The following is an 18,312-nucleotide window of genomic DNA, read 5'->3' as shown; positions in this document are numbered from 1 at the left end:
GCATTTTTTCAGCTTCGCGGCTTGGCACAGTCCCTGCTCATAGGGTTGCGGCATCACATGAAACAAAATGTGCCAATTTGTATCGAAAATATCTTCGAGGGGTCAATATGCAACGGGTACAACAACTGAAAAAACTGGGTCGCCGCATCCAGAAGGGCTTTACGCTGATCGAACTGATGATTGTGGTCGCGATCATCGGTATCCTCGCGGCGATTGCGATTCCGCAGTATCAGGACTATGTGACGCGTAGCCGGTGGTCGTCGGCGGTTTCTGCCGTGGCGTCGGTGAAGACCGCAGTAGGGATGTGCGCACAAGAGCGCGCAGGCGCGCTAGGCGACTGCGACGCTGGCGCTTTCGGCGTTCCCCCGGCGGCGAACATCAACGTCCCGGCTGGAATCACGACGCCTGTGGACGTGACGAACGGAGTGATCACTCTGGTGGGAGACAACACCTATGGCGGTTGTACGGTCACATTGACCCCCGCTTTGGCCGCGAACAATTCCGCAATTGTTTGGACTGCTGCAGTAGCGGTTGCCAGTCCCGCCACCTGTGTGCGTGCGAACACCGGGTTCGATCGCGCATAAGTTTGCCCCGCCGACAGCAAAGCGCCCCAGAAGGGGCGCTTTGCATTTGAAAGGCACGAAAGGCGTTTCCGGTATCATTCCGCGCTTCGTCGCCGCCGCTTGGGATACTGATGCTTCGGTTGTACTCGGGACTAGTGTTGATGGCTACAGCTGTCCCGTTACTCGTCTCCAAACACACCCTTCCACTGGCAACGTTCTACGGTGAGTGGACCAGCGCCCTCCTGGCCGTGATCCTCGTTGCCGCGTTCGGCGCCGCCCGTCGTTTCTCGTCCCCACATTCCGCCGTCGGCGTCCCAAGCATTGTTCTGCTGCCCCTCTGGCTGATCGGAGTAAGTCTTGCGCACGCAGTGATTGGCGCCATCGATCACACAGGCAGCCGCTTCACCACGATCTGGACCCTTGTGCTCGCCACGGTGGTGATCTGGTTTGCCGCCGCCCTTCGTGCGGCCGAGCCCGGCGACCGCGGCCAATTCTTTCCGGTCGCAGTTGCCACCGGCCTGCTCATCGCCGCCCTCCTCGGCGCCCTGGCCCAATGGATCCAGCTCTTTAACCTGGAACCGCATACCTTCGGCCTCGTCTCCCCCTACTTCTACGAAACCAACCGCCGCCTGTGGGGCAACCTGAACCAGCCGAACCACCAGGCCACGGTCCACGGTCTGGCGCTGGTCGCTTCAGTCTGGCTCGCGTCGCAGGGCAAGCTGCGCGTCGGCGCGTGGCTCGGTGCGGTGCTGCTGCTGGAAACCGGCATCGTCCTTTCCGGCTCACGCACGGGTGTGCTGCACGTCGGTCTGGCTGCGCTCTATGCATTGGTCGCGGCATGGCTGGCCCGCGATGCGCGGCGCGATGCGAACCCGATGCGCCGGCCGGCAGGGCTGGTGTTCGCGGCGGTCGCCATCCTGGCGATGCTGTTCATCCTGCAACCGGCCATCAAGGCGGCGGGGCAGACTTTCGGTTGGTCGCTGTTCGACACGGTGGCGCAGTTGCAGGCCGCGGACCAGACCTCCGCGCGCGGCGCGCTGTGGGCGCATGCCTGGGCGATGTTCCAGGCGAACCCGTGGTTCGGCGTGGGATGGGGCGAGTTCGGTTGGGCGCAGTTCAACCAGTTGGAACAGGTGGGCGTCACCGTCGAGATGTCGCTGCATGCCCATAACGCGATTCTCGATCTGCTGGCCAAGACCGGCATCGTGGGCACGGCCGGTGTCGCGCTCGCGCTCGCGACCTGGCTGTGGCGGGTGGTGAAGGTCCGGCTCTGGCGCGGCGACAACGAGGAGCGGCGGCAGACGGTGCTCGTGCTGACGTGGCTTGCCATGCTGTGCGCGCACTCGATGCTGGAGTACCCGCTGCACTATCTGTATTTCTTCCTGCCGTTCTGCTTCATGCTGGGCTGGCTGGAGCCGTCGCGCTTCGCCGGCTGGCGCCTGCCGGCATCGCTCGCGCGCGTGGTGCTGGCGGTGTTTGTGGCGCTGTCGGGCGTCATCCTGCTGACGATGTGGCAGGACTACCGCCGTACCGAAGCGCGCGAGTACGCGAGCGTCGAGCAGAACAGGACGCTGCCGATGCCGCGCTTCTGGTTCCTTCCGCATGCGCGGGCCAACCGCGCGGAGCAGGCATTGCTGACGCCGGACAATGCGGCGCAATGGCTGCCGGCCCATATCGCGGCGGTGCACCTGCTGCCGACGCCCGCCATGATCGCGCGCACGGCATGGCTGCTGGCGCTGACGGGGCGGCCCGAAGAAGGCCGCCTGTGGCTGGAGCGGCTGCGGTTCTACTACGCGGGCGACGAGGCGGCGCAGTTACGCATGGTGGCGAAGGCGTGCGACGAGGTGGCGCCGGAGCGGCGGCCGGCGGAGTTCTGCGCGTGGGTGGCTACCCGGGCGCTGTCCGCTCAGAACCGCATGTAGCCGGGCGGCGGCGGAGGCGGGTAGTAGTAGGCGGGTGCGGGCGGCGCCGATGGCGTCACGGCCACCGCGCCCGGGGCGCCTGGGTACGCATACGCCGGCACGCGATGACCGCTGGCGTACATGCATTGCACATAGGCGGTGTCGTAGCGTTGCTGGGTGCCGTATCCCGCGTACTGCGCGCTACTGGCGCCCACCGCGGCCCCGGTGAGCAGACCCACGCCCGCGCCGACCGCCGCGCCGGTGCCGCCGTCGAGCGCCGCGCCGGCCGCGGCGCCCAGCGCGGTGCCCACCAGCGCGCTGCCCGCCGCGGTATTGTTCGCCGCCTGCGAGGCGCTGACGCCACCGCTCTGGGCCAGGGCGTACTGCCGGCAGGAATAGTCATCGCCCCGAAAGCGATCGAACGACTTGCCGGTGCCGGGCAGCACGGTGACGCTCGGCCCGCTGGGCATGACCACGCAGCCGGCCGTCAGCGCGGCTGCCATCAGCCCCAGGGTACGAAGGAGTGTCAGGAAATACGCGCGCATGGCCGTCTACGACCCGGGCGGCGTGGCCGGTACCTGTTTCCAGCCACCGGGGCAGTGCTGCACGTACGGGTAGTAGCCCTCCGGGTTCTCGCAGTGGTGCCACATCGGCGCCGAGGCCGTGCCGGACGATGCGGCCGGCGGGGGCGGAGCCACCTGCGACTGCTCGATGTACTGCACCGGCGGAGGCGGACTGACGGGCACGGCCACCACCGGGGGAACGTAGACGGGCGGCGCGTAGTAGTAGCGGGGATAGTAGGGCCCGTAGTAGGGGCCGTAGGGATATCCGTAGGCCACGGGCGGCCCCAGATAGACGCCGACGCCGACCCGGGTACGCGCCGCCGCCGCGCCGCTGGTCAGCAGCACGACCATGGCGAGCGCGATCTGGAAACACTTGCGCTTGTTCAAGGTACACCTTCCAAAAACGTTACCGCTTGCACGGGCGCCAGCGTCGCCGGCGTCCCGCCCACATTGAACACCAAACCCGATGGCCAGGCACGCGCCGCATGTCCGAGGCAAGAGCCCGCGCCATTGTTTTCCCGGGCAAGCGCGTCAGGCGGCCCCGCCCGTGCCCGCCGCCCAGTCCCCCGACTTGCCCCCATGCTTCTCCAGCAGCCGCACGTTGGTCATGACCATGCCGCGGTCCACCGCCTTGCACATGTCGTAGATCGTCAGCAGCGCCACCTGCACGCCCGTCAGCGCTTCCATCTCGACGCCGGTCTGGCCGCGCGTTTCGGTGCGCACGGTGCACTGGATGCTGTGGGACGCCTCGTCCAGTTCGTAGTCGAGCGCCACCTTGGTGAGCCCGATGGGGTGGCAGAGGGGAATCAGGTCGGCGGTGCGCTTGGTGGCCATGATGCCGGCGACGCGCGCGATGCCGAGCACGTCGCCCTTCTTGGCATTGCCATCGCGCACCAGCGCGAAGGTGGCCGGCGCCATCGTGATGGTGCCCGTGGCGATGGCGACGCGGTGCGTGCTGTCCTTGGCGCCGACGTCGACCATATGGGCCTGTCCGGCGGTATCGAAATGGGTGAGCTGGCTCATGATGGCGAGAGTGGTGGCGAGGGTGTCCGGTGGTGCCGCGGGCTGGCGCCGGGCGGTCCGGCCCCGCGTGGCGTTTTGCGCCGGGGCCCCGCCGGAGGCCGCTATCATAGCAACATGCGCACGAAACGAATCGCCCGCTCCGCCCCTGTCATGCCCCGCGCGCCGGCCGCTCCGGGACCGGGCGAAGTGCGCAGCGCCAGACCCGCCGCCCCGCCCCCTCGCGTGCGCGCGCTGGCCGCCTGCATGGCGCTGCTCACCGCGATGCCCACATGGCCCCAGGGGCAGGGATCCGCCGCGCCGGCCGCCCCGCGCGCCGTCGTGACGTCTCCCTCGCTGGCCTTGCCGGCCGATACCAGCGACCAGGTCTACGACAACCTGAATCGCAGCGTGAAGGCGGGCCAGCGCTCCGAGTTCGGCGTGCGCAGCGGCAATCCCGTGGTGGAGGGCAGCGGCGTGCAACTGCCGGACATGGGCGATCCCTCGACGGCCGCCTTGTCGCCCGACATGGAGAAGCGCCTGGGCGACCGCATCATGCGCGATATCCGCCGCGATCCGCTCTACGTGAACGACCCGCTGCTCGCCGACTATCTGAACGCGCTGGGCTACCGGCTGGTCCAGGCGGCCCGCCGGCAGAACCTCGCGGGCTCCACCGGCGCCGGCACCTTCGCCACCGGCTTCGAACTGTTCGCCGTGCGCGAGCGCTCCATCAACGCGTTTGCCTTGCCCGGCGGCTATATCGGCGTGCACACCGGCCTGCTGGTGCAGTCGGATACCGAATCCGAACTGGCCTCCGTGGTGGGCCATGAAATTGGCCACGTGACGCAGCGCCATATCGCCCGCGGCATCACCAGCCAGGACCAGTCGATGTGGATCGCGCTGGCCTCGATGGTGCTGGCGGGCCTGGCCGCCACCCGCAGCCCGGACGCGGCCGCCGCGCTGGCGATGGGGGGGCAGGGCGCGGCACTGGCCAACCAGCTGTCGTTCTCGCGCGGCGCGGAGCGCGAGGCCGACCGCGTCGGCTTCCAGATCCTGAGCGCCGCCGGCTTCGATCCGCAGGGCATGCCGGACTTTTTCAAGAAGCTGCAGCGCGTGACCGGCATCTCGGACAGTTCGGTGCCGGCCTATGTGCGCACCCACCCGCTGACGTCCGAGCGGATCGCCGACATGCAGGACCGCGCGAGCCATGTGTCGGTGCGCAAGGTCGGCAACACGCCCGACTACGAATTCGCGCGCATGCGCGCCCGCATCATCCAGGAGACATCGCCCAGCGAGCTGCAGAACGCCAGGGCCGCGCTGCAATCGCAGCTGGCCAGCGCGCCGCCGATGCGCGTGCCGGCCATCCACTACGGCATCGCGATGGCCGAGCAGCGGCTGGGCCGCCTGGCGCAGGCCGAGCAGTCGCTGGCCGAGGCGCGGCGCCTGTACGGCAATATTCCCGGGGCGACGTCGGGCAGCCCGATGCTGGACGTGATGGCGATCGAGCTGGCGCGCGCGCAGCGGCGCGTGCCCGAGGCGCTGAACCAGGCGATGGCGTCGATGCGGGCCTATCCGCTGTCGCATGCCGTGACGCTTGCCTATGCCGATACGCTGCTGGGCGCGGGGCGCCTGGACGAACTGGTGACCTTCCTGCGCGCGCGCACCCGCGAGGAACGCGGCCGTTCGGAATGGTGGGAACTGCTGGCGCGCGCCTATGCGGGCCAGGGCAAGCGCCTGCAACAGCATCAGGCGTTGGCCGAAAAGTACGCGATCGACGGCGCCTTCCAGGCCGCCATCGAACAACTGCAGATCGCCCGCAAGGCGGGCGACGGCGACTTCTACACGCTGTCCGAGGTGGATGCCCGCCTGCACCAGCTGGAGCGCCAGTACCGCGAGGAGCGGCAGGACAACAAGGGCATGCCCAACTGAGGCAGCGCCGCGCCGCTAGTGCGCGGCGGGGAGCGGGGCGGCGGGCGCCTGTGGTTGCCGGACGAAGCCGAAGCGCGCGGGCACCTCGCTCTCCACGATCGGCTCGATGGGAATATCGCCGCCGGTGCCATGGAAGACCCCGAGTTCGGCGCCGCAGGCCTCGCCATGCCAGGTGCTCGCGCTGCTCAGCGCATCGAGGTCGTGGTCGTGCAGCAAGGCGGCCTGCCTGCCTGCGTGTCCCTCGACGTCTCCGGCCATCACCACGTTGCCGTGCTCGTCCGCATAACAGGCCCGCGGCGTGAAGGCGTTGCCCGACGTGGTATGAAATTGCCCCTCGTGCAGGCGCACGACCCAGGGCGCATACGCGAGGCTGATGAAGACGCGCTGCGGTCCGTTCTGGAAGTACCACGCGCCGTGCTCGTCGCGCAGGTAGTTGCGCTCGATGAAGGCGACCAGCGCGGCGTGACGGATCGGGTCGCCCGACAGTCCGTGCTGCTGCGCGAATTCGTTGCGCATGCGCCATTGGCCGCGCCGGTCCAGCGCGAGCCAGCCGTAGCAGAAGGGTACGTTCGGCCAGCGCGCCATTGCCTGTTTGACGGTGTCGTCCATCCGGAATCTCCTTCGTGTCGCCTCGACGGCGGTCGAGGCCGCGGGCCCGCGGCGCTCAAGCCAGGCTGTCGAAAAATCCAAGAATACGCCGCGGCAGCCATTCGATATGGCCGGAGAACGGCAGCAGCGGCAACGCGCCGCGCCAGCCCGCCGGCGGGGTCATGAAGCCGACGTGGCCGCCGTGCTCCGGCTGCTCCAGCACGACGTGCGCGCTGACCTGCTCGGGCCCGGGCAGATGCCGGCCGGGCAGGAAAGGGTCGTTGCGCGCGTTGAGCACCAGGGTCGGGACCGCGACATGGCGCAGCACCGGTTTGCTGGCCGCGCGCGCCCAGTAGTCGTCGGTATCGCGGAAGCCGTGCAGCGGCGCGGTGACCACGTTGTCGAAGGCATAGAGGTCGCGGCTCGACAACATGGCGTGGCGGTCGAACAGGCCGGGATACTGCTCCAGCTTGGCCAGCGACTTGCGCTTGAGCGTCTGCAGGAACATGCGCGTATAGACCATGTTGAAGCCGGCGGAGAGCGCGGCGCCGCCCGCGGCCAGATCCAGCGGCGCCGAGATGGCCGCCGCCCCGGCGATGAAGCCGGCGGCGTGCTCGTCCTCTCCGAGGTAGCGCAGCAGCGCATTGCCGCCCAGCGAGATGCCCACCACCAGCAGCTTGCGGCCATCCGCGACGTGCGCGTCGCGCAGCCGCTGCAGGATCCAGCGCACCTCCGCCGAATCGCCGGAATGGTAGAAGCGCGGCGCCCGGTTCATTTCGCCCGAGCAGCCGCGGAAATGCGGAATCACGCCCTGCCAACCGCGCTCGCGCAGCGCGTGCATCAGCGTCTGGGCATAGTGGCTGCGCGAATTGCCCTCCAGGCCGTGGAACATCACCACCAGCGGCGCGCCGGGCGTCACGGGATGGGTGGTCCAGTCCAGGTCGATGAAGTCGCCGTCGGGGGCGTCCCAGCGTTCGCGGCGGAAGGTGACACGGGGCCGGCGGGTGAAGCGCGCGGCGATGATGGTCTGGCTGTGGCCGTCACCGAGCCACCAGGGCATGCGGGCGGTGCCGAACGGATCGGGCGCCGGGGCGCCGGGCACGTCGATGGCTGTGGCGGGAAGGTGGTGATGGGATAGACGGCTCATGGGCGAAGCGGCCGGCCAGTCATGGTGTCGCGCGGCGCGGCTCAGTGCAGTGCCTGCCCGCTGCTGGCGGTGGAGGTCACGACCTGGGCGGCGTTGGCCGGGCTGCAGTGGATATGCGCCAGGCGCCAGCCCTCGTGGTTCTGCATCAGCACGTACGTGGTGTGCACGTACATGTCCGCCTCGACGCGGTCGATGGCAAAGCGCAGCGCCTCGGTCACGTCGAAGATTGACACGCCCATGGTGGCGTGGCTGCTCGTCTCGATCACGTCCACCAGCACCGGCTGCTGCTCGAGCAGCAGCGCGAACGCCTGGCGCAGGTGCTCGTGGCCGATCAGCCGCTGCCCGTCGGGCATCACGCAGGTGACCGAGTCCTCGTCCAGCCACAGCCGCAGCGCCCCCTCGGCGTCGCGCAGCTTCAGGGCTTCACGGAAGGCGTCGACGATGTCTTCGGCGGAATCGAACAGGCGTGCAAAGCGGGGCATGGCGTGGGCGGTCGGAGATCTTGCCGTGGGTCAGGGCTGGTGCAGGAGCTTGCGCAGCTCCACGAATACCATCTCGGGCTCGATGCCCTTCAGGCAGCGAAGATGGCCCAGGGGGCATTCCCGCTGGAAGCAGGGGCTGCATTCGAGTTGCAGCCACATGATACTAGCTGCGTGTGACAGGGGGGGCGTATGGCGCGGATCGCTGGAGCCGAACACGGCGACCTGCGGCCGGTTCAGCGCGGCGGTCACGTGCATCAGGCCGGAGTCGTTGCAGACCGCGGCCTCGGACAGCGCCAGCAGGTCGACGGCGTCGTCCAGCGACGTTTGCCCGCACAGGTTGCGCACGAACGGCGCGCCTTCGCAGATCTGCGCCGCGATCTCGGCGTCCTTGGCCGAGCCAAGCGCCACGATCTGGGCGTAGGGGAACGAGCGGCGCAGCATCTGCGCGAGGCTGGCGAAGTGGGCGGCCGGCCAGCGCTTGGCCGGCCCGAACTCCGCGCCCGGACAGAACGCGATCAGCCGGGTCTGCGGCGGGATGCCGAAGCGCTGCGCGGTCTTCTCCATGCGCGCCGGGTCGATGCGCAGGCGCGGCTCGGGGATGTTCTCCGGTACCTTGGCGCCGGGCTTGAGCGCCAGGCGGGCGTAGTGCTCCACCATCGGCGGCCGCTTGTCGCGGGGCGGATTGCGGTGGCGGATATTGAGCAGGCCGAAGCGCGCCTCGCCGCGATAGCCCACCCGCAGCGGAATGCCGGCCAGCCACGGGATCAGCGCCGATTTCAGCGAATTGGGCAGGACGTAGGCCACGTCGTAGCCCTCGTTCTTCAACTGCTGGGCGAACAGCAGCCGGGCCGACAACTGGAGCTTGCCGTGCGCGAGGTCGCTCGGGAACACGCGGCCGATCTCCGGCATGCGGGCGAGCACGGGCGCCACCCATTTCGGGGCGAGGGCGTCGATGACCAGGCGGGGATGGCGTTGCCTGAGCAGCGAGAACAGCGGCTGCGCCATCAGGGCGTCGCCGATCCAGTTCGGAGCGATGACGAGGGCTTTCTTCATGAGCGGTGCGCGGCCGGGCGGACGGGATCCGCCGGTCGCGAAATGAGGGGGCGGAATGAGCGCCCGCCACCGGCCTGCGGCTGGCGCGCGATGAATGCGCAAACCCCGGCGCGCGCCAGGGCGTGCCGGGGTTTCGGTGTGCGGTGCGGGCGCGGCGGCTGCGTCAGTGGTGGCCCTTCAGCACGGTGCCGGGCTTTAGCTTGTACACCGTGCCGCAGTAGGGGCACTTGGCCTCGCCGGTATCCCCGATATCGAGATACACGCGGGGATGGTAGCTCCAGGCCGGGGTCTTGGCCGTGGGGCAGTGCAGGGGAATGTCTTCAGCGCCGATTTCGATGACGCTCGCGGTCTGGGTCATGGTGATGCGGGAACGGACTTGTGTGGAAAGGATGCGCAGGCTCAGACCAGGGTCAGCCAGTGCTTGTATTTTTCGTTGGTGCCGCCCACGGCGGCGAAGAACGCGTCCTGGATCTGCTTGGTGACCGGACCGCGCCGGCCTTCGCCGATGATGCGGTCGTCCAGTTCGCGGATCGGCGTGACCTCGGCGGCGGTGCCGGTAAAGAAGGCCTCGTCCGAGCAGTAGACCTCGTCCCGGGTGATGCGCTTCTCGCGCACCTCGATGCCCAGGTCGCGGGCGATGGTCAGCGTCGCGTCGCGCGTGATGCCGTCCAGGCACGAGGCCAGGTCGGGGGTATAGATGACGCCGTTGCGCACCACGAACACGTTCTCGCCGGAGCCTTCGCTGACGTAGCCGTCGGTATCGAGCAGCAGCGCCTCGTCGTAGCCGAGGCTGGTGGCCTCCTGGTTCGCGAGGATGGAATTGATGTAGTAGCCGCTGGCCTTGGCGCGCACCAGCGAGACGTTGACATGGTGGCGGGTGAACGAGGACGTCTTGACGCGGATGCCGCGCTCCAGCCCTTCCTCGCCCAGATAGGCGCCCCACGGCCAGGCGGCGATGGCCACGTGGATGGTGTTGCCCTTGGCGGAGACGCCCAGCTTTTCCGAGCCGATCCACACCAGCGGGCGGATATAGCAGGACTCCAGGCCGTTGGCCCGCACCACCTCGCGCTGCGCGGCTTCCAGCGTGGCTTCGTCGAACGGGATCGCCATCTGGAAGATCTTGGCGGAGTTGAACAGCCGGCGGGTGTGTTCCTTCAGGCGGAAGATCGCCGTGCCCTGGGGGGTCTTGTAGGCACGCACGCCCTCGAAGACGCCCATGCCGTAGTGCAGGGTGTGGGTCAGCACGTGGATCTTGGCGTCGCGCCACTCGATCAGCTGGCCATCCATCCAGATTTTTCCGTCGCGATCCGCCATCGACATGCTCGTCTCCCCGCTGACATCAAAAGGTGCAAAGGCGACATTGTATGCCGCGCGCCAGGGCGTGCCAACGCGGGCGGCCGGCGAACGCCCGTGCCCGGTGGGCGGCGGCGGCCTCCTTATGCCCGTCCGGCATACCTTCAAGCGAACTCAGTCGTTTGGAATGTGCCGGTTCGTTGGTATCGTACTTGCTTCGCTGAAACGGCCTCCCTGGTCGCCGTCCCTACCAACCGACGCCTCGTTTCCATGTCCCGCTCCGCCTTTCGCCTCGCCGCCGCTTCCTGCCTCGCCGCGCTGACCGCCTTCGCCGCCCCGGCCGGGGCGCAGGGCCCCGAATGGCCGACCCAGCCGGTCACCATCCTGATGGGCTTTACCGCCGGCTCCGGCGTGGACATGGTCGGGCGCACGCTGCAGGACTCGCTGCAGAAATCGCTCAAGACCACCATCCTGTACGACTACCGGCCGGGCGCGGGCGGCAACGTGGCCTCCGAAGTCGTCGCGCACGCGAAGCCGGATGGCTACACGCTGCTGCTCGGCACCGCCGCCACCCATGGCATCAACCCGGCGCTGTACAAGTCCCTGCCGTTCGACGCCGAGGCCGGCTTCACCCCGATCGCGCCGCTGGTGGATGTCTCGAACGTGCTGACCGTCAATCCGGCCGTGATCGACGTCAAGTCGGTCCGGGAGTTCATCGAGAAGGTCAAGGCCAACCCCGGCAAGTACAACTTCGCCTCCACCGGCAACGGGACCGGCACGCACCTGGCCTTCGCGGAATTCAACGCCCGCGCCGGGCTCGACATGGTGCATGTGCCGTACAAGGGCGGCCCCGACGCGCTGCAGGCCGTGCTCAAGGGCGAGGTCTGCTGCATCTTCAATCAGGTGCAGAGCGTGCTGCCGCAGTACCGCGCCGGCAAGGTGCGGCTGCTGGGCGTGACCACCAAGAACCGCGTGGCGGTGATTCCGGATGTGCCGACCATCGCCGAGAGCGGCCTGCCGGGCTTCAACAGCACGATCTGGTTCGGTTTCTTCGGCCCCAAGGGCCTGGATCCGCAGATCGCGCGCAAGGTCAACGACGCGGTGCGCGTGGCGCTGGAGAACCCCGCCATCCGCCAGAAGCTGATCGACGCGGGCAACAGCCCCCGCATCGAGTCGGTCGAGCAGTTCCGCGCCACGGTCAAGGCCGACCGCCAGAAGTGGGCGAACGTGGTCAAGACGGTGGGCGCCTCGATCGACTGACGGCGCGCGGCCCGGCCCAGAGGGCCGCGGCCGCCCTGTCGCGCCGGCGACACTGCGCATTTAAGCGGCCGCTTACCGGCCGCTGCTGGCACTATAATGGCGCCTTGCCCGCCACGTCCCGTGGCGCGGGTCCCGCCTGACCTGACCCGAATCGGCCGCCCCGCGCGGTCCGGCAGGTCGCCATTCATAGCCCTTTCAGATGATTTCCCGACAGCCGCCGGCCTGGTTGCGCCATTTCCTCCGTATTCCTCCCGCGGAGCGCGCCGGGCTGGTCGCCGGCCTGATCCGTTTCGCGCCCTCGCTGCCGGCCACGTTTTCCTGGGGGCTGGTCACCGGTGTGGCGATGAGCAAGTCGGTCATGACCGTGCCCGAGGCCATCGGCATGTCGCTGCTGGTCTATGCCGGCTCTGCCCAGCTGGCCGTGCTGCCGCTGTTCGCGGCCGGGCTGCCGATCTGGACGGTGTGGCTGACGGCTGCCGTGGTCAATCTGCGCTTCGTCATCTTCAGCGCCGCGCTGCAGCCGCATTTCAGCTACCTGCCGCTGTGGCGGCGCACGCTGCTGGGGTCGTTCAACGGCGACCTGCACTTCGTCTACTTCATGCAGCGCTACCCCGTGCCGAACGGCTACGAGCCCGGCAAGGAGGGCTTTTTCTGGGGCATGGCGCTGACCAACTTCCTGATGTGGCAGGTCTCGTCGCTGATCGGCATCCTGCTCGCCGCGCTGTTCCCCGACAGCTGGGGCCTGGCGCTGGCCGGCACGCTGGCGCTGATTCCGGTGATGATTTCCACGATCAACTCGCGCTCGGTGATGATGGCGGTGGCGGTCTCGGCAGTGCTGGCGCTGCTTTGCTTCGACCTGCCCTACCGGCTCGGCCTCGTGGTGGCCGTGATCGGCGCCATCGCGGCCGGCATGGTGACCGACGAGCTGGCCGCCCGCGCGACCCTGCGCGGCCTGCGCAAATCGCGCTCGCGTGGCCCTTCTTCCCCGGCCACGCCGGCCACGCCCGTCATCGCGCCGGAGCAATCCCCGCCATCCGAGCCGCCCGGTGGAGACCGCCCATGAGCCATCTCGAGATCTGGATTGCGCTGATCGGCATGGCCGTGGTCACCATCGTGACCCGCGCCTTCTTCCTGATGGCGGGCGAGCGCGTGACGCTCCCGGACCGCATCCAGCGCGCCCTGCGCTATGCGCCCGCGGCCGCGCTGGCGGCCATCGTGGTGCCCGACCTCATGACGTGGCAGGGCCATTTCACGCTGTCGCCGGCCAACTACAAGCTGGTGGCGGGCATCGCCGCGGCGCTGTTCTATCTGGCCACGCGCAAGATGGTCGGCATGATCGCGGTGGGCATGGCGGTGTACACGGCATTGCGCCTGCTGGGCTGAGGGGCCGGGGGAGCGGGGCGGGCGCGGCGGAAGCGTACACCAAAGCGGGCACGAAAGCGGTCCCGGGCACCTTCCCGGTGGCCGTAACCGGCAAAACCGCTTTCGCGATCAGGTAAAATGGCCGCTTTCCCGATTTCCCCGCCCTCCATCGCCATGACCACCGTCCTGCGTCTCACCGATCTGATTTCCCAAGGCAAACTGGCCGGCAAGCGCGTGTTTATCCGCGCCGACCTCAACGTGCCGCAAGACGACGCAGGCAATATCACCGAAGACACCCGCATCCGCGCCTCCGTGCCGGCCATCCAGGCCTGCCTCGACGCGGGTGCCGCCGTGATGGTGACTTCCCACCTGGGCCGCCCCACCGAGGGCGAGTTCAAGCCCGAGGATTCGCTGGCGCCGATCGGCCAGCGCCTCTCCGAGCTGCTGGGCAAGCCCGTGCAGCTGGTGCAGAACTGGGTCGACGGCGTGCAAGTCTCGCCCGGCCAGGTGGTACTGCTGGAAAACTGCCGCGTCAACAAGGGCGAGAAGAAGAACAGCGACGAACTGGCCCAGAAGATGGCCAAGCTGTGCGATGTCTATGTGAACGACGCCTTCGGCACGGCGCACCGCGCCGAAGCCACCACGCACGGCATCGCGAAATACGCGCCCCTGGCGTGCGCCGGCCCGCTGCTGGCCGCCGAGATCGACGCGCTGGGCAAGGCGCTGGGCCAGCCGGCCCGTCCGCTGGTGGCCATCGTGGCCGGCTCCAAGGTGTCCACCAAGCTGACCATCCTGAAGGCGCTGGCCGACAAGGTCGACAACCTGATCGTCGGCGGCGGCATCGCCAATACCTTCATGCTGGCCGCCGGGCTGAAGATCGGCAAGTCGCTGGCCGAGCCGGACCTGCTGGACCAGGCCCGCGCCATCATCGACATCATGGCCGCCCGCGGCGCCTCGGTGCCCATCCCCGTCGATGTGGTCTGCGCCAAGGAATTCAGCGCGACCGCGGCCGCCACGGTCAAGGACGTCAAGGACGTGGCGGATGACGACATGATCCTGGACATCGGCCCGAAGACGGCGGCGCAGCTGGCCGACCAGCTCAAGGCCGCCGGCACCATCGTCTGGAACGGCCCGGTCGGCGTGTTCGAGTTCGACCAGTTCGGCAACGGCACCAAGGTGCTGGCGCAGGCCATTGCCGCCTCGCCGGCATTCTCGATCGCCGGCGGCGGCGATACGCTCGCCGCGATCGCCAAGTACGGCATTGCCGAGCGCGTGGGCTATATCTCCACCGGCGGCGGCGCCTTCCTCGAATTCCTCGAAGGCAAGACGCTGCCGGCCTTCGAAGTCCTGGAACAACGCGCCGCCGGCTGAAGGCGCAGCGCCGGCCGCCATGGCCGCCGGCGTCGCCCGCACACTGCGCGCCGCCTTGGACCAGGATAAGGAACAGATAGTCATGACTCGCTCGACCAAGATCGTCGCCACCATCGGCCCCGCCTCCAGCACGCTGGAGATGCTCACCCGCATGATCGCGGCCGGCGTCGACGTGGTGCGCCTGAATTTCTCCCACGGCAAGGCCGAGGACCATCTGGAGCGGGCGCGCCTGGTGCGCGAGGCCGCCCAGGCCTGCGGCCGCGAGGTCGCCATCATGGCCGACCTGCAGGGCCCCAAGATCCGCGTCGGCAAGTTCGAGCAGGGCAAGGTCATGCTGAGCGCTGGCGACTCCTTCGTGCTCGACTCCAAGTGCGAGATCGGCACCAGCGAGCGCGCGGGGCTGGACTACAAGGACCTGCCGCGCGACGTGGGCCCCGGCGACCTGCTGCTGCTCAACGATGGCCTGATCGTGCTGGTGGTCGAGCGCGTGATCGGCAGCGAGATCTTCACCACGGTGAAGGTCGGCGGCGAACTGTCCAACAACAAGGGCATCAACCGCCAGGGCGGCGGCCTGTCGGCCCCGGCACTGACCGCCAAGGACATGGACGACATCAAGACCGCCATGGCCCTGGGCGCGGACTATATCGCCGTCAGCTTTCCCAAGAACGCGACCGACATGGAAATGGCGCGCCAACTGGCCGCGGTGGCCGGCCAGTCGTTCGGCCACAAGGCGCGCATGATCGCCAAGATCGAGCGTGCCGAGGCGATCCGCCCGGGCGTGCTCGAGGAAATCCTGGCCGCCTCGGACGGCATCATGGTCGCGCGCGGCGACCTGGCGGTGGAGGTGGGCAACGCCGCGGTGCCGGCGCTGCAGAAACGCATGATCCGGCTCGCCCGCGAGGCCAACAAGCTGACCATCACGGCCACGCAGATGATGGAAAGCATGATCGTGAACCCCGTGCCGACCCGCGCCGAGGTCTCCGACGTGGCCAACGCCGTGCTGGACGGCACCGACGCGGTGATGCTGTCGGCCGAGACCGCGGCCGGCCGCTACCCGGTCGAGACCGTCGAAGTGATGGCGGCGGTTTGCGTCGAGGCCGAGAAATCCGAGGTGGTGCAGCTGGACACCGATTTCCTGAACCAGACGTTCTCGCGGATCGACCAGTCGATCGCAATGGGCGCGCTGTTCACGGCCTATCATTTGCAGGTGAAGGCCATTGCCGCGCTGACCGATTCGGGCGCCACCGCGTTGTGGATGAGCCGTCACCGCATTCACGTGCCGATCTACGCGATGACGCCCAATCTGGCTTCGCAGCGCAAGATGCAGCTGTACCGCAATGTCGTGGCGCTGCCGCTGGAGGCAAGCGTGGACCGCGACATCGCGCTGGAGCAGGCCGAGGAGCTGCTGCTGGCCAAAGGCGTGGTGCAGCGCGGCGACTTTATCGTGCTGACTATCGGCGAGCCGATGGGCCAGCCGGGCGGCACCAATACGCTGAAGATCGTCCGCGTGGGCGCGTAAGCGCGCCGGTGCGCCCGCAAACATACGGCCCCGCGAGAGCCAGTAAAGAATACCGAGAACCCCCAATTTTCATTTAGGAGTCTGACATGCCACTCGTATCGATGCGCCAGCTGCTGGACCATGCCGCCGAGAACGGCTACGGCCTGCCCGCTTTCAACGTCAACAACCTGGAACAGGTGCAGGCGATCATGCAGGCGGCCGACGAGGTGAACGCGCCGGTGATCATGCAGGCGTCGGCAGGCGCGCGCAAATACGCGGGCGAACACTTCCTGCGCCACCTGATCGAGGCGGCGGTCGAGGCCTACCCGCATATCCCGGTGGTGATGCACCAGGATCACGGCCAGAGCCCGGCGATCTGCCAGGGCGCCATCGACCTGGGCTTCTCCTCGGTGATGATGGACGGCTCGCTGCGCGAAGACGGCAAGACGCCGGCCGAGTACGACTACAACGTCGAGGTGACCCGCAAGGTCGTGCAGATGGCGCACGCCGTGGGCGTGACCGTCGAGGGCGAACTGGGCTGCCTGGGCTCGCTCGAGACCGGTGAGGCCGGCGAGGAAGACGGCATCGGCGCGGAAGGCAAGCTCGACCACTCGATGCTGCTGACCGACCCCGAGCAGGCCGCCGACTTCGTCAAGGCGACCCAGCTCGACGCCCTGGCCATCGCCATCGGTACCTCGCACGGCGCGTACAAGTTCACCCGCAAGCCCACCGGCGACATCCTGGCGATCAGCCGCATCAAGGAAATCCACGCCCGCATCCCCAACACCCACCTGGTGATGCACGGTTCGTCCTCGGTGCCGCAGGAACTGCTCGAGGAAATCCGCCAGTTCGGCGGCGACATGAAGGAAACCTACGGCGTGCCCGTCGAGGAAATCCAGGAAGCGATCAAGTACGGCGTGCGCAAGATCAATATCGACACCGATATCCGCCTGGCCATGACCGGCGCGATCCGCCGCTTCTTCGCCGAGAACCCCAGCAAGTTCGATCCGCGCGAGTACCTGAAGCCGGCCCGCGAAGCCGCCAAGCTGGTCTGCAAGGCCCGCTACGTCGCCTTCGGCTGCGAAGGCCAGGCCGGCAAGATCAAGCCGATCGGCCTGAAGGACATCGCCGCGAAGTACCAGTCGGGCGCGCTGGCGCAGGTGGTGCAGTAAGGCCATGCGCGTCCCGCTCTGCGGCGGGGCGCGTGCCGGCCTGCCGCGGCCAGGGCCGCGGCGACAACGGTACAGTGACAAGGTCCCCGCCTGTGCGGGGACGACGCTTTTTTAGGCCAGGGTCTTTTTCGTATGCGCGGCCTGGCCGGCCTCGAGCCATATCGGAACCTTCATGTCGAACGCTCTCTACCAATCCTCCATCCGCTCGCTGCCGCTGCTCGGCCACGGCAAGGTGCGCGACAACTACGCCGTCGGCGACGACAAGCTGCTGATCGTCACCACCGATCGGCTGTCCGCCTTCGATGTGATCCTCGGCGAGCCGATTCCCGGCAAGGGCCGCGTGCTGAACCAGATGGCCAATTTCTGGTTCGGCAAGCTCGCCCATATCGTGCCGAACCACGAGACCGGCATCGCCGCCGAGACCGTGGTGAGCGCCGACGAGGTGGAGCAGGTGAAGGGCCGGGCGGTGGTGGTCAAGCGCCTGAAGCCGATCCTGGTCGAGGCCGTGGTGCGCGGCTATCTGGCCGGCAGCGGCTGGAAGGACTACCAGGAGACCGGCAGCGTGTGCGGCATCGCGCTGCCCGCGGGTCTGCAGAACGCGCAGAAGCTGCCCGAGCCGATCTTCACGCCGGCCGCCAAGGCCGAGATGGGCGAGCACGACGAGAACATCTCGTACGCCGAAGTGGAAGCGCGCATCGGCAAGGACCTGGCCGCGCAGATGCGCGACATCTCGATCCGCCTGTACAAGGAAGCGGCCGACTACGCGGCCACGCGCGGCATCATCATCGCCGACACCAAGTTCGAGTTCGGGCTGGACGAGAACGGCACGCTCACGCTGATGGACGAGGTGCTGACGGCCGATTCGTCGCGCTTCTGGCCCGCCGACTCGTATCAGGTCGGCACGAACCCGCCGTCGTTCGACAAGCAGTTCGTGCGCGACTGGCTCGAAGCGGTGCGCATCGACGGCAAGCCGTGGCCGAAGACCGCCCCGGCGCCCGCGCTGCCGGCGGACGTGGTCGAGAAGACCGCCGCGAAGTACCGCGAGGCGCTGACGCGCCTGACCGGTCAGGAACTGCAATGATCTTGCGCGGCCGGCCCCGCGAAAGGCGGGCCGCCGCGGCATCCATCGAG

The 18,312-nt window shown here is 68.3% G+C and carries 19 protein-coding genes; 10 read left to right on the top strand and 9 right to left on the bottom strand.

Annotation, left to right across the window (positions count from 1 at the left end; genetic code table 11):
* Window positions 1-107 precede the first annotated feature (107 nt).
* Window positions 108-584, top strand: a complete 477-nt coding sequence (locus tag LDO27_RS13055) for a pilin (protein ID WP_222201900.1) — start codon at window positions 108-110, stop codon at window positions 582-584.
* Between the two features lie 140 nt (window positions 585-724).
* A complete protein-coding gene (locus LDO27_RS13050; RefSeq protein ID WP_224042551.1) occupies window positions 725-2,485 on the top strand; it encodes a PglL family O-oligosaccharyltransferase in 1,761 nt (586 codons plus the stop codon).
* Here the strand turns inward: LDO27_RS13050 and LDO27_RS13045 are convergent.
* The 3 genes from LDO27_RS13045 to moaC form a co-directional block, all read right to left on the bottom strand.
* Window positions 2,470-3,009: a YMGG-like glycine zipper-containing protein gene (locus LDO27_RS13045; RefSeq protein WP_224042148.1), complete on the bottom strand. Its 540-nt coding sequence runs from the start codon at window positions 3,007-3,009 to the stop codon at window positions 2,470-2,472. The genes LDO27_RS13050 and LDO27_RS13045 overlap by 16 nt on opposite strands.
* A 6-nt stretch (window positions 3,010-3,015) precedes the next feature.
* The gene (locus tag LDO27_RS13040; protein ID WP_224042147.1) at window positions 3,016-3,414 is read right to left on the bottom strand and encodes a hypothetical protein; all 399 of its coding nucleotides are present in this window, start codon (window positions 3,412-3,414) and stop codon (window positions 3,016-3,018) included.
* A 144-nt stretch (window positions 3,415-3,558) separates the two neighbouring features.
* Complete coding sequence (gene moaC, locus LDO27_RS13035; RefSeq protein WP_224042146.1) at window positions 3,559-4,050, bottom strand: cyclic pyranopterin monophosphate synthase MoaC; 492 nt, start codon at window positions 4,048-4,050, stop codon at window positions 3,559-3,561.
* Window positions 4,051-4,200: 150 nt separating this feature from the next.
* Between moaC and LDO27_RS13030 the strand changes: the two genes are divergently transcribed.
* Window positions 4,201-5,955 (top strand): M48 family metalloprotease, encoded by a 1,755-nt coding sequence (locus LDO27_RS13030; RefSeq protein WP_377747213.1) that lies wholly within the window; start codon window positions 4,201-4,203, stop codon window positions 5,953-5,955.
* Between the two features lie 15 nt (window positions 5,956-5,970).
* On the opposite strand, the gene LDO27_RS13025 is transcribed toward LDO27_RS13030, so the two are convergent.
* From LDO27_RS13025 to LDO27_RS13000, 6 genes are all read right to left on the bottom strand, one after another.
* Window positions 5,971-6,564: a DUF2946 family protein gene (locus tag LDO27_RS13025; RefSeq protein ID WP_224042144.1), complete on the bottom strand. Its 594-nt coding sequence runs from the start codon at window positions 6,562-6,564 to the stop codon at window positions 5,971-5,973.
* Window positions 6,565-6,619: 55 nt separating this feature from the next.
* A complete protein-coding gene (locus LDO27_RS13020; RefSeq protein ID WP_224042143.1) occupies window positions 6,620-7,690 on the bottom strand; it encodes a YheT family hydrolase in 1,071 nt (356 codons plus the stop codon).
* A gap of 41 nt (window positions 7,691-7,731) precedes the next feature.
* Window positions 7,732-8,172, bottom strand: coding sequence for a YybH family protein (locus tag LDO27_RS13015; protein WP_222201888.1), 441 nt, complete (start codon window positions 8,170-8,172; stop codon window positions 7,732-7,734).
* Window positions 8,173-8,202: 30 nt separating this feature from the next.
* Entirely contained in the window at window positions 8,203-9,225 is a 1,023-nt protein-coding gene (gene waaF, locus LDO27_RS13010) for a lipopolysaccharide heptosyltransferase II (RefSeq protein ID WP_224042142.1), read from the bottom strand.
* 163 nt (window positions 9,226-9,388) lie between these two features.
* On the bottom strand, window positions 9,389-9,583 hold the full coding sequence (locus LDO27_RS13005; protein WP_222201877.1) for a zinc-finger domain-containing protein: 195 nt from the start codon (window positions 9,581-9,583) through the stop codon (window positions 9,389-9,391).
* A 41-nt stretch (window positions 9,584-9,624) separates the two neighbouring features.
* A complete protein-coding gene (locus tag LDO27_RS13000) occupies window positions 9,625-10,545 on the bottom strand; it encodes a branched-chain amino acid transaminase (protein ID WP_222201875.1) in 921 nt (306 codons plus the stop codon).
* A 243-nt stretch (window positions 10,546-10,788) separates the two neighbouring features.
* On the opposite strand from LDO27_RS13000, the gene LDO27_RS12995 reads away from it, so the two are divergent.
* The 7 genes from LDO27_RS12995 (at window position 10,789) to LDO27_RS12965 (ending at window position 18,262) form a co-directional block, all read left to right on the top strand.
* On the top strand, window positions 10,789-11,778 hold the full coding sequence (locus LDO27_RS12995) for a Bug family tripartite tricarboxylate transporter substrate binding protein (RefSeq protein ID WP_222201873.1): 990 nt from the start codon (window positions 10,789-10,791) through the stop codon (window positions 11,776-11,778).
* A gap of 199 nt (window positions 11,779-11,977) precedes the next feature.
* Window positions 11,978-12,841 carry an AzlC family ABC transporter permease gene (locus LDO27_RS12990; RefSeq protein ID WP_224042141.1) on the top strand — a complete coding sequence of 288 codons (864 nt, stop codon included), beginning with the start codon at window positions 11,978-11,980 and terminating at the stop codon, window positions 12,839-12,841.
* Window positions 12,838-13,161, top strand: coding sequence for an AzlD domain-containing protein (locus LDO27_RS12985; protein ID WP_222201869.1), 324 nt, complete (start codon window positions 12,838-12,840; stop codon window positions 13,159-13,161). The genes LDO27_RS12990 and LDO27_RS12985 overlap by 4 nt, the downstream gene beginning before the upstream one ends.
* A 153-nt stretch (window positions 13,162-13,314) precedes the next feature.
* Entirely contained in the window at window positions 13,315-14,511 is a 1,197-nt protein-coding gene (locus LDO27_RS12980) for a phosphoglycerate kinase (protein WP_224042140.1), read from the top strand.
* A gap of 82 nt (window positions 14,512-14,593) precedes the next feature.
* Window positions 14,594-16,030, top strand: a complete 1,437-nt coding sequence (gene pyk, locus LDO27_RS12975) for a pyruvate kinase (protein ID WP_222201865.1) — start codon at window positions 14,594-14,596, stop codon at window positions 16,028-16,030.
* A gap of 86 nt (window positions 16,031-16,116) precedes the next feature.
* A complete protein-coding gene (gene fba / locus LDO27_RS12970) occupies window positions 16,117-17,181 on the top strand; it encodes a class II fructose-bisphosphate aldolase (RefSeq protein ID WP_222201863.1) in 1,065 nt (354 codons plus the stop codon).
* A gap of 172 nt (window positions 17,182-17,353) precedes the next feature.
* Complete coding sequence (locus tag LDO27_RS12965) at window positions 17,354-18,262, top strand: phosphoribosylaminoimidazolesuccinocarboxamide synthase (protein WP_222201861.1); 909 nt, start codon at window positions 17,354-17,356, stop codon at window positions 18,260-18,262.
* Window positions 18,263-18,312: the final 50 nt, after the last annotated feature.

Origin of the sequence: Cupriavidus respiraculi, assembly GCF_914271545.1 — a bacterium.
Classification (GTDB): Bacteria; Pseudomonadota; Gammaproteobacteria; order Burkholderiales; family Burkholderiaceae; genus Cupriavidus; species Cupriavidus respiraculi.
This window is presented reverse-complemented; position numbering and strand designations above follow the sequence as displayed.

What these genes read in the sequence shown, in the direction of transcription:
- LDO27_RS13055 (WP_222201900.1), top strand. Translation starts at nt 108, where the DNA reads ATGCAACGGGTACAACAACTGAAAAAACTGGGTCGCCGCATCCAGAAG.
- LDO27_RS13050 (WP_224042551.1), top strand. Translation starts at nt 725, where the DNA reads ATGGCTACAGCTGTCCCGTTACTCGTCTCCAAACACACCCTTCCACTG.
- LDO27_RS13045 (WP_224042148.1), bottom strand. Translation starts at nt 3,009, where the DNA reads ATGCGCGCGTATTTCCTGACACTCCTTCGTACCCTGGGGCTGATGGCA.
- moaC (WP_224042146.1), bottom strand. Translation starts at nt 4,050, where the DNA reads ATGAGCCAGCTCACCCATTTCGATACCGCCGGACAGGCCCATATGGTC.
- LDO27_RS13030 (WP_377747213.1), top strand. Translation starts at nt 4,201, where the DNA reads ATGCCCCGCGCGCCGGCCGCTCCGGGACCGGGCGAAGTGCGCAGCGCC.
- LDO27_RS13025 (WP_224042144.1), bottom strand. Translation starts at nt 6,564, where the DNA reads ATGGACGACACCGTCAAACAGGCAATGGCGCGCTGGCCGAACGTACCC.
- LDO27_RS13020 (WP_224042143.1), bottom strand. Translation starts at nt 7,690, where the DNA reads ATGAGCCGTCTATCCCATCACCACCTTCCCGCCACAGCCATCGACGTG.
- LDO27_RS13015 (WP_222201888.1), bottom strand. Translation starts at nt 8,172, where the DNA reads ATGCCCCGCTTTGCACGCCTGTTCGATTCCGCCGAAGACATCGTCGAC.
- waaF (WP_224042142.1), bottom strand. Translation starts at nt 9,225, where the DNA reads ATGAAGAAAGCCCTCGTCATCGCTCCGAACTGGATCGGCGACGCCCTG.
- LDO27_RS13005 (WP_222201877.1), bottom strand. Translation starts at nt 9,583, where the DNA reads ATGACCCAGACCGCGAGCGTCATCGAAATCGGCGCTGAAGACATTCCC.
- LDO27_RS13000 (WP_222201875.1), bottom strand. Translation starts at nt 10,545, where the DNA reads ATGTCGATGGCGGATCGCGACGGAAAAATCTGGATGGATGGCCAGCTG.
- LDO27_RS12995 (WP_222201873.1), top strand. Translation starts at nt 10,789, where the DNA reads ATGTCCCGCTCCGCCTTTCGCCTCGCCGCCGCTTCCTGCCTCGCCGCG.
- LDO27_RS12990 (WP_224042141.1), top strand. Translation starts at nt 11,978, where the DNA reads ATGATTTCCCGACAGCCGCCGGCCTGGTTGCGCCATTTCCTCCGTATT.
- LDO27_RS12985 (WP_222201869.1), top strand. Translation starts at nt 12,838, where the DNA reads ATGAGCCATCTCGAGATCTGGATTGCGCTGATCGGCATGGCCGTGGTC.
- LDO27_RS12980 (WP_224042140.1), top strand. Translation starts at nt 13,315, where the DNA reads ATGACCACCGTCCTGCGTCTCACCGATCTGATTTCCCAAGGCAAACTG.
- pyk (WP_222201865.1), top strand. Translation starts at nt 14,594, where the DNA reads ATGACTCGCTCGACCAAGATCGTCGCCACCATCGGCCCCGCCTCCAGC.
- fba (WP_222201863.1), top strand. Translation starts at nt 16,117, where the DNA reads ATGCCACTCGTATCGATGCGCCAGCTGCTGGACCATGCCGCCGAGAAC.
- LDO27_RS12965 (WP_222201861.1), top strand. Translation starts at nt 17,354, where the DNA reads ATGTCGAACGCTCTCTACCAATCCTCCATCCGCTCGCTGCCGCTGCTC.